Here is a 15,188-nt window from a genome sequence, read left to right as displayed (position 1 = left end):
CGAATATGAACTTTTCAGTTTATTGGCAACACGCTGATGCAGTCAGTAAAACACTGTATTTCGTGTTATTGGCAATGTCGATTGCGACATGGACCATTTTTGTGCTGCGTTTGATGGGCACTCGCCAACTTAAACAGATTGCCTATGCTCAATTATCTAAAGCATTAGGGCAATTGAAAAATAAAATGACTCCTTTGGCATTTGAACAACGTAAAGCTGTAGCTGAGCAGGCTTTATTGCGTCAGATCGCATTAGAAAAAGGTAATGCGGAAAAAGGTGTATCTGTCTTGGGTACCATCGCTTCAATTTCACCCTTTGTCGGTCTGTTCGGTACAGTATGGGGGATCTTCCACGCACTGGTTGCCGTGGGTAAGAGTGGTCAGGCAGGTCTGGCACAAGTAGCCACTCCAGTGGGTGAAGCGCTGATCATGACCGGTCTGGGTCTGGCTGTGGCGATTCCTGCGGTACTTGCATATAACATCTGTGTACGTGTTAACCGTACTTTAAGCAATGAACTGCAAGACCATGCGCATAGCTTATTGATTGACACCATGTTGCAACAGGATTCTTCTGCAAAGAAGGCTGATGCAAAAGTAGCACAAGACAGTTTAGTTGGAGGTCAAGCTTAATGGCTTTTCAATTGGGTGAAGACAACGATACAGGCATGAATGAGATGAATCTCATTCCCCTGATCGACATCATGTTGGTATTGATGATCATCTTTCTGGTGACAGCGACCGTTGCGAACCCATCAATTCCATTAACCTTGCCGCAAACCACTGCAGAAATTATTGACCTGCCACCTGAAAATGTCACCATCAGCATCAATGCCAAAGGTGATGTAGCGTGGAATGGTGATGTACTGACCCTGGATCAACTTGAAACCCGTTTCAATGAGGCGAGCCAGGCACAGCGTCAACCGACCATCGTATTGAAAGCAGATAAAGAATCACGTTATGACACCGTTGCTCAAGTGATGTCACGCGCGAGTGGAGCCGGACTCAGCGATATTGCCTTTGCAACTGATAACTAATTTTTTACTCTCAATGAAAAAAGCGACTGATCTCAGTCGCTTTTTTATTACCTTAATTTAAGAGGGCATTTGATCAAGCCGCATCCAGATTAATGAGTTTTGAGCAGCGTCATAAACTTATGTTGTAATTTGTTCAGCTTGGGCGGAATCGCGAAATTACAGTAGCCCTGATTCGGATTCTTGGCAAAGAAATTCTGGTGATATTCTTCAGCAGGGTAGAAAGTCGGTGCAGGGCTAAGTTCAGTCACAATATTCAATCCTTCAGCTTTCAATGAGTCTATTGTGAGCTGTGCAGTTTCTTTCTGCTCATCATTAAAATAATAAATCACAGAACGATACTGCGTGCCGACATCATTGCCCTGACGGTTTAATGTCGTTGGATCATGGGTTGCGAAAAAGACTTCGAGCAACTGACTATACGTAATCTGATTTTCATCGAAATCGATCAGGATCACTTCGGCATGATTGGTATCACCGCCGCAGACTTGCTCATAGGTCGGATTAGGATTTTGTCCACCCGCATAGCCGCTGACGACCTTCTGTACGCCCTGAAGCTGTAAAAATACTGCTTCGGTACACCAAAAGCATCCACCACCAAATAGTGCTTGTTGCATGGTTAAGTCCTCATCATTGTAGAGTGCTGATTATTGAATGTTCATATGAGTATGAAAGATATAAAGCCTGCACGACACAGGTTTTTTGTAGTCAAAACTTAGCGAGGCTGTACTGCACTTTCTAACTGAATGAGTAAATTGCCATGACGGTCCATTAATTTCAGGGTTTTACCATAGACCTGATAATGAGTCACTTTGCTCAGTGCCTCCTTAAATTTCTGATCCAGACCTGCATTATCCAGACAAGCCATTTCGGTGCTCGCCATCTGGCTTAAGTTAAGGGTGTCTTTGCCGGCAGTGTAGCTGCCCATTATACGATTACAGCCATCTGCGCCAGACACGCGTTGAGTCGCTGCATCGAATTGCAGACTTGGAATATTGCGTGTTGTCGGTGTTGTAGTAATTTCGGTATTACCAATCTGGTTCACAATCCAGGTGCGATTTTGCAGGAGCTGTAAATTATTTTCAGTTTTGACTGATGAAGTACTCGGTACGGTTTCACAACCTGATATAGCAAAGACTGAACCTAAAATCATGATTGCTGTTAATTTTTTTAGCATGAGAGAGACTCTAATTCTGAGTTAGCTATTTGTATATAAACAAAAAAATGCAATATATGCCAGTTGATTTTGTATCTTTCTTTAAGTTGGATAGCTTAGAAAATTATCTGGAACTCGGCTCAGGTAGGCCTTGACGCAGGCGTTGTGAATACTCCTGACTGGAGATCTGACCGATATCTTTAACCCGTGGATTAACGTGTGCACGCTGATACCAGGTTTGTATATCCCAGCGCTGATCTAGCGCTTTTAAATCATATAGATAATCGGGTAAATATCCAGAAGCCAGCAGACGGTAATCTGAAGGAAGCTGTTGTTGAGATACTGCCTGAGCCATATCAAAGACCAGCGTCGTGCAGTTACTGCTCAAGGTGTTATACCATTTAGGTTCTTTGGCCAGTTCATCAGCCTTACGCAGATATTCTTTAAATAGGGCCTGAGCTTCTGCTTGCGGCATTTTGACCGGAAAAAAGTAAACCTGCTCACCACGAATATTGCTACGCGTATATACAATATCTTTCTCATCTGAGGCGACCAAACTCAGTTCATATTTTCGGAAGAAGCCACCAATAGCAGAAAATTTCTCATCCTTTTCTTTGCGAATTTCGATCGAGAAGGCGAGCGGTTTCTGATTGGCAAAATCAAAACTGACCAGCGTATGGGCAATTTTAGGTCCCATCCAGTAAGAGGTAATAATGTTTACCCCGGTAATGTCGTTTAGATCAAAACTCCGGCTTTCCCAGCGTTCGGTATATTGACCCTCTGCTTGCCAGTCAAAATTACGGATATTGTGCAAGGTGACTTGATTGCCTTGCTGCTCATAGGAGAGCAGTCGGGAAACTTCAGGATTCCAGTCACGATCCTGACGAGGTTCTATGCTTAAATAAGCCAGTAAGCTGACCAGAAAGGCTAGCAGATAAAGCACTGTATCCACCTGGCGGGAAATCAGATGCTTGGTGAAATAAATGCCCAAGACCACACAGGCAAATAGAAGCCAGAGACCGATCAGAATGATGCTGCCAATTTTACCCAAGGGTTGTTGCACCCAGAGCATCAGGCTCAGCCAAAGACTTGAACACAGGACAAATACACTAAACAGACTCCCTAATAACCACAGGCTCCAATGCTTTTCTGAATGATCTTGTCCTTGCATGTTCAATCTTTTATAGAAAATAGGCTTTATTTTCTGTATGTTGCGAACTCAAATGCAATACCGGTTTTGTCATCGATATGTTGTTCTGATGCAACTTTTTTGAACTCGGCTGGAATTTCCGGATAGTAGGCATGACCCTGTACATCCAGTTCAACATGGGTCAGTTCCAGACGATCAGCGATCTCCAGAGTCTGTTTAAAGATTTCACCGCCGCCAATGATAAAAATAGCATTCGGTTTCTCTGAAGCCTGCACATCGGCCACGGCTTGAGTCAAGGCATCTTCAATCGTATGCGTGACTTTGACGCCTTCAAAAGACCAGTCAGGATCGCGGGTAATCACCCAGTTCACACGTTTAGGCAGCGCACGGCCCATCGACTCAAGCGTTTTACGGCCCATGACAATCACGCCACCCTGGGTAATTTCCTTAAAGTGCTTGAGATCTGCTGAGATATGCCAAGGCAGATCATTGTCTTTACCAATACAGCGCTGCTGATCCATTGCCACGACATGAACGACTTCTAAATCCTGAAATGCCATACCCATACTCAAAAACAGATAAAAATTATTGCTATTAAAATGCAAAATCCCACTTTAAGCAAAGTGGGATTTGAATATTTTCCGGGGCTTAACCAGAATTAAACTGCAACTGGTGCTTTAATTCCTGGATGTGATTCATAACCGACAATTTCAATATCTTCGAATTTGAAATCAAACAGGTCTTTAACTTCAGGATTCAGTTTCAACTGGCACAGGCCTAAAGGCTCACGACTGAGTTGAAGTTTGGCCTGTTCAAAATGATTGGCATATAAATGCGTATCACCACCCGTCCAGACAAAATCACCGACATCCAGATCACACACCTGTGCAATCATATGAGTCAATAGAGCATAGCTAGCAATATTAAATGGAACGCCAAGGAAAACGTCAGCACTACGTTGATAAAGCTGGCAAGACAATTTGCCATTATGTACAAAGAACTGGAACAGGGTATGGCAAGGCGGTAAAGCCACCTGACTCGCTTCATTCGGATTCCAGCCCGATACAATCAGACGGCGTGAATTCGGATTGGTCTTGATCTCATTGATCAGCCATTTGATCTGGTCAAAACCATCCTGATTGTAGCTGCCATCTGCATTTTGAGTGGCACCAAAATTACGCCATTGATGGCCATAGACTGGACCAAGCTCACCTTCCGGACGGCCAAAACGTGCAGTCTGTTCTGCAGTTGCCCATTCATCCCAGATGGTGACTTTATTGTCCTGAAGATACTTTACATGGGTATCACCTTTCAGGAACCACAGCAGTTCAATCACGATCGAACGAAAATGAACTTTTTTGGTGGTGAGTAAAGGGAAACCCTTGGAAAGATCAAAGCGCATCTGATGACCAAATACCGAGCGTGTACCTGTGCCGGTACGGTCGCCTTTATCGCCGCCGTTGTCGAGGATATGTTGTAAAAGGTCAAGATATTGGCGCATAGGTCTCTCTTAAAATCTGTTGCAAATTGCTTTTCTTTGAATTGGGCAATTTAAAATTGCGCTCATCATAACATTTTTTTGAGCACTTCCGCATAGCAGTGAAAATGATTAAACATAAGAGAAAAGGGCATAAAAAAGCATCCATGATGGATGCTTTTTTATCATCTTTTTTAAGCTGTTGGCTTACCGGTATGTACCGTATGGATCAGATCAGACAGGTCATAACCCAGAGATTTAGCATAGGCCAGATATTCCTGTTTGGTTGCTTCATCCAGTGTCGGCTTACGATGCAGGAGCCATAGATATTTCATGTTTGGCTCACCAACCAATGCAGTTTCATAATTGTCATCCAGTTTGAGAATCCAGTAATCCCCTTTGGTAAAAGGTACCCAGCGCAAACCTTCAGGCAAGAAACTGACTTCCAGTTTCCCATGCTCAGCATCCACAATGGTGGCTTCCCCAATAGATTCATCCAGTTTGCCCGCACCATCCAGACAACGGTTCTGGACGCGGACTGTGCCATTTTCATTCAGGCTATAGACTGCGGAAATATCAGTACTGTCTTCAGGTTGGTGTTTCATGGGTAGACGAGCAATTTCGTACCAGATCCCTAAATATTGTTCTAAATTGAAATTTGAAATAGTCTTTACATCATGACTCATATTTTTCTTCCTCATCATCTCAATTTAAATTTACTAAATCAGTCTAATACGAGAGTTGTTAGCCGGAATGATGTAATCCTGTAGTGAAATGTTGACTTTATTATCGTGAGTAAAATTACAGATTTAGTCAGAAAGGCGCTCAAATATTGATTTAGAAATAGTCTGAGCAGAACTGCTAATTAATTTGAAAAGTAGTGAATTTATAACTTTTTTGTGAAAATTGTAAATTTTATAAATCTAAAAGAAATAACAAGTTAAGTAAAATTAAACAAATACGGAAAAATATATTTACATTTTTAACGTGAAAAGTAACATTTAACCGTCTAGTATTCACCGCGTGTTGAAGATTTGAAAGCCAAACTTACAGGCGAGGAGTACTTGGTCCAATATGATTTATGATCATCAAGTGAATATGAGCGAAGTGCATGCTCCTGTTCAAGCGAACGTCATAATTCGTTCCCAATCGGGACAAAATTCCAAACGTCAGCCTCAGCGCTATACCTCTGTGTCAGCTCGTAACAAAAGCTCTGAATCTCGCAAGACTTTTAGTGCAATGAACGGTCAGCGTTTCGATATTGAAAAATTCACCAGCTACCTGCAAGGCATTACCCGCAGTACCAGTACACAGAAATGTGCACGCAGTATTCGCGTCGGTTTGCAGTCTTCAGGCGCAAAAATTGTGAATCATCCTGTTGCCGCAGCTGACTGGGGCAATACCCTCCAGCAATTAGGCTATCGAAAAATCAACCTGTCTTTTGACCGTCCGAAAAAAGGTGATATCTACATTATCGACCGGACTTCACAGCATCAGTATGGTCATATTGCAGCGTATTCTGGTTCTGCTTGGGTTTCTGATTTTAAACAGAATGGCTATGCGGTCTATCGTAATTCCGATGTGAAATACACATATTACCGTCTGGATTCATATCTTTAAATCAGACGCTGAAAATTTCAGAACTTAAAAATGAAAGTCGCGAAATGGTTCAATCTTCGAAGCGTTTCGCACGTTGATTATAAATCGACAAGATAAACAGTCCAATCGCCACAAAACCCAAGCATTGTAGACCTAGCGCTACAGTTTTCCAGAGCTCACCCGTTTTGGGTAAATAACCGATCAGGCTAATTACTGCCACAATCGGAATCGCCATCGTTAAAGCACGAAAACCTTCGGCATAAGGATTTTCAGGAGCAAGCTTTAATCTGAATTCACGCAAGACGTGTATCAGCATTCCAATCGCCAGACTGATTCCAACAAATATCGGACCCAGTTTCGCTACAGTCGATGCTATGTAAATTACGATACATACCGCAATAATAATGATGAGCTTGAGCTGACGGTTGCAGCGTTCGGAGTACCAGAACTCAAGCATGTGGGGAACCTGAATCCGACTTGTTCTGATTAAGCAAAGACAGAGGCGAAAACAGGCAGATCGCCAAAGCCATAAAGGCAATTCCCTGAGCGCCCGGTAGCAGAATTTCACCCTGTTTCATGTTCATAAAAATCAGGCTGATTAATAAGGCAATCGGAATCCAGGTCAGGACACGATAGAACAGGCCAGTCGGATTTTTTGCTGCGAAATGAATTTTGCAGTAACGACAAATCAGAAAAATAATTCCGGTACCGGCAAACATCAGGATGGCATCTAAAGGCAAAGGTTCCATCCAGTACAGACCTACGGCAATTGCAGCAATCACAACAAAGAACAGCAGTTTTTTCAGGAGCGACACCTGCGGATTGAACCAGAACTCAAGCATGATGATGTATGAACAGAAAAGATAAAAAGTACTTTAGCATATTTTAAATATAAAAAAGCGAGGCAGAGGCCTCGCAATATTTAGGAAAATTATCCGTTATTTTTCTGTGGACCCCAGTCATAAACTTTCTTCTGATAGGCATACCAAAGCATCCACAGACCAACCAGGATCATTGGCAGGCTCAGGAATTGTCCTTTACTCATCCAGCCAATAAATAGCTGACCATTATCCGGTTCACGGAAGAACTCGACGATAAAACGGGCTAGACCATAGCCGGTCAGGAATACCGCAGAAACTGCCATACGTGGACGTGGCTTGCTACTAAACCACCACAGTACGATAAACAGAATCAAGCCTTCACAGAGCGCCTGATACAGTTGTGAGGGATGACGTACCAGCTGCAGCGGATCGGTTGGGAAAATCATGCCCAAGGCAAAATTTGGATCAGTGACTTGACGACCATAGAGTTCACCACCAATAAAGTTACCAATTCGGCCAAACATCAGGCCTGTCGGAACGCAGGGCGCAATAAAGTCCAGTGTCTGGAACCAGGCCATCTTATATTTCTTGCACCACCACAACATCGCTACGATTACGCCGAGGAAACCGCCGTGGAAACTCATCCCACCGGTCCAAATCTGGAACAGCCAGAGTGGGTTTTCCAAAAACTGAGAAAAACCGTAGAATAAAACGTAACCGACCCGGCCGCCGATGATCACACCCAAAGCCCCAAAGAAAATCAGATCCGAGACCATATCTGGTGTCCAGCCGCGTTGTTTAGCGCGATAAGTCGCCAGTCCCCAGGCAAATAAAAAAGCCAAGAGATACATCAGTCCATACCAGTGGACTTGCAAAGGCCCGAGCGAAATTGCAACGGGATCTATGTTTGGATAGGTGAGCATTCCTGTTCCTTGTGATTCTGTTTTGCACAGATTTTAGCTGAAAGCGAAGAAAATTGTTGTACATTCAATGTGTAAAGATCGAGAGCATCAATTATGTGTATTGTGGCACTGGCTTGGCGAGTTCTGGATGAAACGCCTTTATGTCTGATTTCAAATCGTGATGAGTTCTATCAACGTCCAACACAGGCATTATATGAATGGGAGAACAGTCCGATTATTGCCGGGCAGGATCTGCAGTCTGGTGGTACCTGGATGGGTATAACTGCTTCAGGACGATGGGCAGTGATTACCAATTTCAGGGATGGTAATGACAAGAATAACTACCCAACTTCACGTGGACATATCATTCAGCATTTTCTGGAATCTGAATTGAAACCTATCCGGTTTGCTCAAGAGTTGGAAAAACGTCAATGTGATTATGCGGGCTTTAACCTGTTTGTCGGTGATCGTGATCAAGCCGTCTATATGAGTAATCGTGGTGAGGCGCCACAAGTACTGGCACATGGGGTATATGTAGTCTCAAATGGCCTGATGAGCGAAGACTGGCAAAAGACCAGGCATTTGCGCAAGCGCTTTACTCAGGAGCTTCTGCCGATGCTTCAACAGAACAGCATTCCACAAGCAGACATTTATCATGCTGCCTGGGATATTCTAGAAGATGAACGTAAAGTGATTCCGGCACTATTGCCCAAAACCGGAATTAACGAGGAGATGGAAGAACTCCTATCATCTACATTTATTCAAAGTCCGGTCTACGGCACACGTTGTTCCAATTTTCTAAGATTGCATCAGCAGCATTGGCAATGGCTGGAAAAGTCCCAGCAGGGAGATAGTGCAGGACAGATCGTAGAAAAAGTCATTCAGATCATTGTATAAATAATAGTATTCATGATGATCTTGATAAAAAGCTTAGTTTAAACAGTGAACTCTGAATGTAGATAGGTGTGCTAGGATAAAGCCCATCTATCTACGCAATTTTCAGCTCTCCTATGGCACTGCTCCTTCCGCTTATTTCATTTCTGATTGGATTCTGGGGCGTCCATTATTTAAAGTCGATCCGTCCATTTATGGCGGCCTTGCTGGCACGTCTTTTGATTCCCTTGATTGTCATTTACAACATGGTGTTTTATAAGCCGGGCAGTCTTTGGTTGATCGGTTTTAGTATCTTTAGCTCGCTGTTTCTGTTTGGCCTGTTCTTTCTTTTCTCCAAAGATAAGTTGCGGGCATTATGTTTTAGTTATTTAAATGGGGTCTGGCTTGGCTTTCCTTTTGCCTTAGCTGTATTTGGTCCGGATGCCTTAAATACTATTGTTGCTCTTTATATTGGCGGTTCTTTATTTGGCAATGTCAGTGCAGTAGTGGCAGTCAGTGCTGAAAAACAGGCTCCTCAATTCATTATTAAAAATATGTTGAAATCCCCGCCAGTGATTGCGCTTTCTATTGCAGCGATTTTGTCCTTCTGGGATTTTACTACCTATGAAGCGCATCCGCTGATTCAATGGGGCTATGCCACGAACAAGTTTCTGGTGACCTTTGCCGGTATGTGTATTCTGGGAATGTGGTTGAGTAAAGTCAGGATTCAACTGAGTGATTTAAAACGTAGTTTGATCTTGATCAGCGGTCGTTTTGTGCTGGCTCTAGGTCTGGCAGCAGGGGCTTATTTCTTATTACCGATTCCACATCAAGCCCTGATCTATGCTGTGATGATGATGTATTTCCTGCTTCCACCCGCCGCGAATATTGTGGCGCTGGAAACCCATTATCAGGGCACAGGTTATTCAGCGAAATATATTGCCTCAGGAACGATTGCGAGTGCAATTTTGATTGGGGTGTATGGGATGGTGGTACATGCGGTGGTGCCAACGTTATGAAAGTTCCCTCTCCTTGTAGGAGAGGGTTAGGGAGAGGTAATTTACTATTTAAATCCCTCCCAACCTCCCTTTGAAAAAGGGAGGGGCTCCTTCTCCCCAAGGGTGAGGAAATGGCCTCCCTCTAACTCCCTCCTAAAAGGAGGGAGGACTCCTTTAGGAATTAGATTTATTTTTCCAAACTCGCCTTAAACAGTTTCATCGCCTGACCACGATGGCTGATTTTATTTTTTTCTTCCTTGCTCATTTCCGCACTCGCAATACCCAGTTCAGGTAACCAGAACAGCGGATCATAGCCAAAGCCATTTTCACCACGGGCTGCTTCCAAGATCTCACCTTTCCAGATGCCCTGGAAAATTTGTGGCAGTGGATCTTCAGCATGCTGGACTAGGGCCAGTACACACACAAACATGCCTTCAATCGCTTCACCGTCTTTACGCAGTGGTTTCAGGTCAGCCAGTAATTTTTCGTTGTTCGCTGCATCATCACCATGTTCACCCGCATAACGTGCAGAGTAAATTCCAGGTGCACCGCCCAGAACTGGTACACAAATCCCTGAATCATCAGCAATCGCAGGTTTGCCAGAAATACGTGAGGCATGACGTGCCTTGATAATGGCATTTTCAACAAAGCTCAAACCATCTTCAATTGCGTCTTCAATATTCAGCTTACCTTGAGGAATAACTTCAACTGGAAGTTTGAGTTCTGCAAACATCTTTTCAAATTCTGCAATCTTGCCTTTATTATTACTTGCCAGTACCAGTGTGCCTTGGGATAACCAGTCAGTTGAAGCCATATCAATTACTCATCTTTCAAATTACATATATGTAGTGTAGCAACTTGCTGCAGTTTTTAGGCCATAAAAAAAGCACCCGAAGGCGCTCTTTTGCAGATCCAGCTTATTGTGCCTGAATCCAACGGTCTGCACGATCACGTGCTTGACGGATCTGTTCCTGGGTCAAGTTGGCTGCCAATGCAGTTTTTTTGCCTTCAGATAAAGTAATCACTTTATTGTCCAGCATGCCGTCACGGGTAGAGAGTTCATACCACTGATAAGCACCCATATAGTTTTTCTTTTTCTCTTCCATCATCGCCAGGTTAAAGCTAGCACGATTATCACCGCGGCTGGCTGCTTTTTCAAAGTACTGGCGAGCCAGTGTTTCATCTTTCTTGGTGCCAATACCATCTGCCAGCATACGGCCTACATTCAATTGAGCCACTGCCAGACCTTGATCTGCTGCTGCTTTATACCAGGCAAAAGCCTGACGTTCATCTTTCTGAATGTCTTTACCATACTGGTATTTTGTTGCTAAATAAAATTGTGCACCAGGCTGACCTGCTTTAGCCGCTTTAGTCAGACTATGAATGTCCATTACTGAATATTGCGCTGCTTGGCTGGCCACAGAAGGCGTTGGTGCAACGTAATCGGCATGGGCCTGCATGCCAAAAAGTCCAGCCAGTAGCGTCGTACTTAATAATAATTTTTTCATAGAGCGCTCACTCGATAAATTGCGACTTCACCAAATAGATTTGGGAGATGTTTGCTCAGCAAACTATCTTCTTGATTCCCATTCACAGCGAGTCGATTAATAATTTTTATGTTGTTTTCCGCGCATAATGCTTCAAAGTCACGGAAGGTACATAGGTGAATGTTCGGGGTGTTATACCACATATAGGGTAAGGCTTCCGAAACCGGCATTTTCCCTTTTAATGCCAAGAAAGAACGAGTCTTCCAGTGCGCAAAGTTTGGAAAGGTAATAATGGCCTGTTTCCCTACACGCACCATGTCACGCAATAATACGTCTGGTGCATCTACAGCTTGCAAAGCCTGTGCCATCACCACATAGTCAAAAGACTGGTCAGCAAAACGGCTTAAACCGAGGTTTAAGTCCTGCTGGATGATATTTAACCCGCGACTGATCGCAATTGCAATCTTTTCTTGATCAATTTCTAATCCATATGCACGAATATTGTGCTTTTTGCTCATATGGGCCAGCAGTTCGCCATCACCACAACCGAGGTCGAGGATACGTGAACCGGGCTTGATCCATTTCTCAGCAAGTTGTTGGTCAATACGCATTACACAGCCTCCTTCGGTGTTGATCGCAGATGTTCTTCACCGCCCAGGAAGGCGCGCAAGGATTTTACATACAGGGGAATCGGGAACAGGAAGGAGTCATGGCCTTGTTCAGCATCAATATCGACATAGCTGACCGGCTTATGATTGGTAATGAGGGCATCCACGATTTCAACAGAACGTGAAGGCGAGAAACGCCAGTCAGTCGTGAAAGAAACTACCAGGAACTTACATTTGGTTTGCGCCATCGCTTTGACCAGTGACTGCTGATATTCACGTGAAGGATCAAAATAATCCAGTGCTTTGGTCATGATCAGATAAGTATTGGCATCAAAGTTACGACTAAACTGTTCACCCTGATAACGCAGATAGCTTTCGACCTGGAATTCTACATCGAAGCCATACATGAATTTGCCAGATTTTAAATCACGGCCAAATTTCTGCTTCATGGCTTCTTCAGACAGATAGGTAATATGACCAACCATCCGTGCCAGAATCAGGCCACGTTTTGGATAGCTGTCATTTTCCAGATAACGGCCATGATGGAAGTCCGGATCTGACAGAATCGACTGACGCGCGACTTCGTTAAAGGCAATATTTTGTGCAGACAGTTTTGGTGCGCTGGCAATAATCACACATTTTTGCAGACGGTCCGGATAATCTACCGACCATTGCAAGGCCTGCATGCCCCCGAGTGAGCCGCCAATGATGGAATACCACACATCAATCCCCAGACGGTCAGACAGCATCGCCTGTGTTTTTACCCAGTCACGCACAGTGACTAGCGGAAAGTCTGGACCATATGGACGGTTATCATTTTCGGGATTAGGAGAGGTAGGACCAGTAGAACCATTACAACCGCCGATATTATTCAGCGCCACCACAAAGAATTTATTGGTATCGATTGCCTTGCCCGGGCCAATACAGGCATCCCACCAGCCTGGTTTTTTATCATCTTCATGATGATAACCGGCAGCATGGTGATGGCCAGACAGGGCATGGCAGATCAAAATGGCATTGGACTTATCGGCATTCAGTTCGCCATAAGTTTCTACCATCAGTTCAAAACGTGGGAGGATGCGACCGCATTCAAGCTCTAACGGCTGTTCGAATTGGAACTTTTGTGGGACAACAAGGCCCACTGAGTCAGCTGGAAAAGACACGGGAATGATTCGCCTTAAATCTTTAGTATGAATAAATAAAAGGATACCATTTGCAGGTATCCTTCTAAAGTCTTTTTAATGCTATGAATTATTGCTAATTCAAATACCGGGTTTAGACGGCAGCAGCAATCACCTGTTCGGTGCTTAACACATCCTGATCGATCAGACGGTTGGTACATGCAATAATTGCTTCAATCGAAGAGGTCACGATGTTGTCATGCACGCCCGCACCAAAGGCAGATTTACCTGTGCCTTTTACTTGAAGTTCAACCAATGCCAAGGCTTTGGCATGTGCACCTGAACTGATGCTACGTTCTTCATAGTTCAAGACATCAATCGGCAATTGTAAGGCATCCAAGATCGCAGAGATCGGACCGTTGCCTTCACCACGTAAGTGCTGGGTTTCACCATTCACTTCAATATCCAGCTCAATCACCTGATTGCCATTTTCATCTGACAATTTGTAGTTTTTCGCTGAATAATGCGCATCTTTTGCGGCAACATATGTCTCTTTGAACAAGCTCCAGATCGCTTGTGCTGAAATCTCAGTACCATCTTCATCAGTTTTTTGCTGCACGATTTGCGAGAATTCGATCTGTAAACGACGTGGTAAGGTCACGTTGTAGTTCGATTCTAACAAGTATGCGATACCGCCTTTACCAGACTGTGAGTTCACGCGGATGACAGCATCATAGTCACGGCCCAAGTCTTTCGGATCGATCGGCAAGTACGGCATGTCCCAGATTTCTTCGTTTTTCTGGAATTCGAAACCTTTTTTGATTGCATCCTGGTGTGAACCAGAGAATGCGGTAAAGACCAAGTCACCCGCATATGGATGACGTGGATGTACAGGCAAGCCAGTACATTCTTCAACAGTTGCAATGATTTCGTTGATATTCGAGAAATCCAAGTTTGGTGCAACACCTTGGGTATACATGTTCAAGGCAATTGCCGCTACGTCCACGTTACCGGTACGTTCACCATTACCGAATACACAACCTTCAACACGGTCAGCGCCGGCCATAATCGCCAATTCAGACGCTGCGATCCCACAGCCACGGTCATTATGACAGTGAACTGAAATGATCACGCCGTCACGACGCTCGATGTTACGGTGCATCCATTCCACCTGATCGGCATACACGTTTGGTGTAGACACTTCGACAGTGGCTGGCAAGTTCAAGATCACTTTGTTTTCTGGAGATGCTTCCCAGATTTCAGTCACAGCGTCGCAAACGTCTTTTGCCACTTCCAATTCAGTTGCAGAGAAACATTCTGGGCTATACTGGAAAACAAATTCAGTTTCAGGCTGTTTTGCTGCGTATTCTTTCACTTTTTGCGCTGCATTAATCGCCAACTGTTTTGCACCTTCAACGTCTACGTTCAACACTTTTTGACGGAAGGTTGGAGAGTTAGAGTTGTAGATATGCACGATTGCGCGTTTCGCACCTTGTAAAGATTCAAAAGTACGTGCGATTAAATGGTCACGTGCCTGAACCAATACTTCGATGTAAACATCATCCGGAATATGACCTTCTTCAATCAATTTACGAGTGAAGTCGAAATCAATTTGCGATGCAGACGGGAAGCCGATTTCAATATGTTTGAAACCGATTTTTACCAACATCTGGAACATTTTGAACTTCTGCTCGATGTTCATTGGCTCGAAGATCGCCTGGTTACCATCACGCAGGTCAGTACTCATCCAGATTGGCGCTTTAGTGATTTCATTGTTCGGCCATTGACGGTCTGGTAAGTCCACACGTTGATACATGCGACGGTATTTTTTACTTGGATCAGCCAACATCATGAGAGAGCTCCTTAGGTAGCCTGGCATACTTGCTTGGTGTAGCAGTTGCTCGGTCTACAGCATAGATTTTGTCTATATATTCGTTTACAGGCAGGTGAGGGTAAATTAGATCAA

General features: G+C 44.0%; 19 protein-coding genes. 5 read left to right on the top strand and 14 right to left on the bottom strand.

From position 1 onward, the window contains the following. Positions 1-5 precede the first annotated feature (5 nt). Together G5T77_RS10985 and G5T77_RS10980 are read left to right on the top strand one after the other, a co-directional pair. Positions 6-629: a MotA/TolQ/ExbB proton channel family protein gene (locus G5T77_RS10985; RefSeq protein ID WP_004781903.1), complete on the top strand. Its 624-nt coding sequence runs from the start codon at positions 6-8 to the stop codon at positions 627-629. Further along, positions 629-1,033 carry a biopolymer transporter ExbD gene (locus tag G5T77_RS10980; RefSeq protein ID WP_004781905.1) on the top strand — a complete coding sequence of 135 codons (405 nt, stop codon included), beginning with the start codon at positions 629-631 and terminating at the stop codon, positions 1,031-1,033. The genes G5T77_RS10985 and G5T77_RS10980 overlap by 1 nt, the downstream gene beginning before the upstream one ends. An 89-nt stretch (positions 1,034-1,122) precedes the next feature. On the opposite strand, the gene msrA is transcribed toward G5T77_RS10980, so the two are convergent. The 6 genes from msrA to G5T77_RS10950 all read right to left on the bottom strand — a co-directional run bounded on the left by msrA (position 1,123) and on the right by G5T77_RS10950 (position 5,499). Next, complete coding sequence (gene msrA / locus G5T77_RS10975) at positions 1,123-1,647, bottom strand: peptide-methionine (S)-S-oxide reductase MsrA (protein WP_004781907.1); 525 nt, start codon at positions 1,645-1,647, stop codon at positions 1,123-1,125. 98 nt (positions 1,648-1,745) lie between these two features. Then, positions 1,746-2,207, bottom strand: coding sequence for an META domain-containing protein (locus G5T77_RS10970; protein WP_004781908.1), 462 nt, complete (start codon positions 2,205-2,207; stop codon positions 1,746-1,748). Between the two features lie 103 nt (positions 2,208-2,310). Continuing rightward, positions 2,311-3,357, bottom strand: a complete 1,047-nt coding sequence (locus G5T77_RS10965) for a DUF4105 domain-containing protein (RefSeq protein WP_166136267.1) — start codon at positions 3,355-3,357, stop codon at positions 2,311-2,313. A 26-nt stretch (positions 3,358-3,383) separates the two neighbouring features. Continuing rightward, positions 3,384-3,896: a trimethoprim-resistant dihydrofolate reductase DfrA40 gene (dfrA40, locus tag G5T77_RS10960; protein WP_166136270.1), complete on the bottom strand. Its 513-nt coding sequence runs from the start codon at positions 3,894-3,896 to the stop codon at positions 3,384-3,386. Between the two features lie 98 nt (positions 3,897-3,994). Then, positions 3,995-4,837, bottom strand: coding sequence for a thymidylate synthase (gene thyA, locus G5T77_RS10955; protein WP_034169878.1), 843 nt, complete (start codon positions 4,835-4,837; stop codon positions 3,995-3,997). Between the two features lie 170 nt (positions 4,838-5,007). After that, positions 5,008-5,499, bottom strand: a complete 492-nt coding sequence (locus G5T77_RS10950; protein ID WP_166136273.1) for a lipocalin family protein — start codon at positions 5,497-5,499, stop codon at positions 5,008-5,010. Between the two features lie 388 nt (positions 5,500-5,887). Here G5T77_RS10950 and G5T77_RS10945 point away from each other — a divergent pair, with 388 nt between their 5' ends. Beyond that, the gene (locus tag G5T77_RS10945; protein WP_166136276.1) at positions 5,888-6,433 is read left to right on the top strand and encodes a CHAP domain-containing protein; all 546 of its coding nucleotides are present in this window, start codon (positions 5,888-5,890) and stop codon (positions 6,431-6,433) included. Positions 6,434-6,482: 49 nt separating this feature from the next. On the opposite strand, the gene G5T77_RS10940 is transcribed toward G5T77_RS10945, so the two are convergent. The 3 genes from G5T77_RS10940 to lgt form a co-directional block, all read right to left on the bottom strand. Further along, a complete protein-coding gene (locus G5T77_RS10940; protein WP_166136279.1) occupies positions 6,483-6,869 on the bottom strand; it encodes a hypothetical protein in 387 nt (128 codons plus the stop codon). Further along, positions 6,862-7,254 (bottom strand): hypothetical protein, encoded by a 393-nt coding sequence (locus G5T77_RS10935; RefSeq protein ID WP_159123610.1) that lies wholly within the window; start codon positions 7,252-7,254, stop codon positions 6,862-6,864. Before G5T77_RS10935 ends, G5T77_RS10940 begins: the two co-directional genes overlap by 8 nt. An 89-nt stretch (positions 7,255-7,343) precedes the next feature. Continuing rightward, positions 7,344-8,156, bottom strand: a complete 813-nt coding sequence (gene lgt / locus G5T77_RS10930) for a prolipoprotein diacylglyceryl transferase (protein ID WP_034704387.1) — start codon at positions 8,154-8,156, stop codon at positions 7,344-7,346. 93 nt (positions 8,157-8,249) lie between these two features. Here lgt and G5T77_RS10925 point away from each other — a divergent pair, with 93 nt between their 5' ends. Together G5T77_RS10925 and G5T77_RS10920 are read left to right on the top strand one after the other, a co-directional pair. Beyond that, on the top strand, positions 8,250-9,032 hold the full coding sequence (locus G5T77_RS10925) for an NRDE family protein (protein ID WP_166136282.1): 783 nt from the start codon (positions 8,250-8,252) through the stop codon (positions 9,030-9,032). A 113-nt stretch (positions 9,033-9,145) separates the two neighbouring features. After that, the gene (locus tag G5T77_RS10920) at positions 9,146-10,027 is read left to right on the top strand and encodes a permease (RefSeq protein ID WP_034704389.1); all 882 of its coding nucleotides are present in this window, start codon (positions 9,146-9,148) and stop codon (positions 10,025-10,027) included. A 166-nt stretch (positions 10,028-10,193) separates the two neighbouring features. Here G5T77_RS10920 and rdgB read toward each other — a convergent pair whose 3' ends face one another. The 5 genes from rdgB to leuA all read right to left on the bottom strand — a co-directional run bounded on the left by rdgB (position 10,194) and on the right by leuA (position 15,074). Next, positions 10,194-10,820 carry an RdgB/HAM1 family non-canonical purine NTP pyrophosphatase gene (gene rdgB / locus G5T77_RS10915; protein ID WP_166136285.1) on the bottom strand — a complete coding sequence of 209 codons (627 nt, stop codon included), beginning with the start codon at positions 10,818-10,820 and terminating at the stop codon, positions 10,194-10,196. Positions 10,821-10,923: 103 nt separating this feature from the next. Next, positions 10,924-11,514 carry a tetratricopeptide repeat protein gene (locus G5T77_RS10910; RefSeq protein ID WP_166136288.1) on the bottom strand — a complete coding sequence of 197 codons (591 nt, stop codon included), beginning with the start codon at positions 11,512-11,514 and terminating at the stop codon, positions 10,924-10,926. Further along, complete coding sequence (gene metW, locus G5T77_RS10905) at positions 11,511-12,104, bottom strand: methionine biosynthesis protein MetW (protein ID WP_004781976.1); 594 nt, start codon at positions 12,102-12,104, stop codon at positions 11,511-11,513. The genes G5T77_RS10910 and metW overlap by 4 nt, the downstream gene beginning before the upstream one ends. Next, positions 12,104-13,264: a homoserine O-acetyltransferase gene (locus tag G5T77_RS10900; protein WP_034704397.1), complete on the bottom strand. Its 1,161-nt coding sequence runs from the start codon at positions 13,262-13,264 to the stop codon at positions 12,104-12,106. The genes metW and G5T77_RS10900 overlap by 1 nt, the downstream gene beginning before the upstream one ends. Before the next feature lie 112 nt (positions 13,265-13,376). Further along, complete coding sequence (leuA, locus tag G5T77_RS10895) at positions 13,377-15,074, bottom strand: 2-isopropylmalate synthase (protein ID WP_034704399.1); 1,698 nt, start codon at positions 15,072-15,074, stop codon at positions 13,377-13,379. Positions 15,075-15,188 lie beyond the last annotated feature (114 nt).

It is taken from the genome of Acinetobacter sp. GFQ9D191M (genome assembly GCF_011174875.1).
Lineage (GTDB): Bacteria > Pseudomonadota > Gammaproteobacteria > Pseudomonadales > Moraxellaceae > Acinetobacter.
This window is presented reverse-complemented; position numbering and strand designations above follow the sequence as displayed.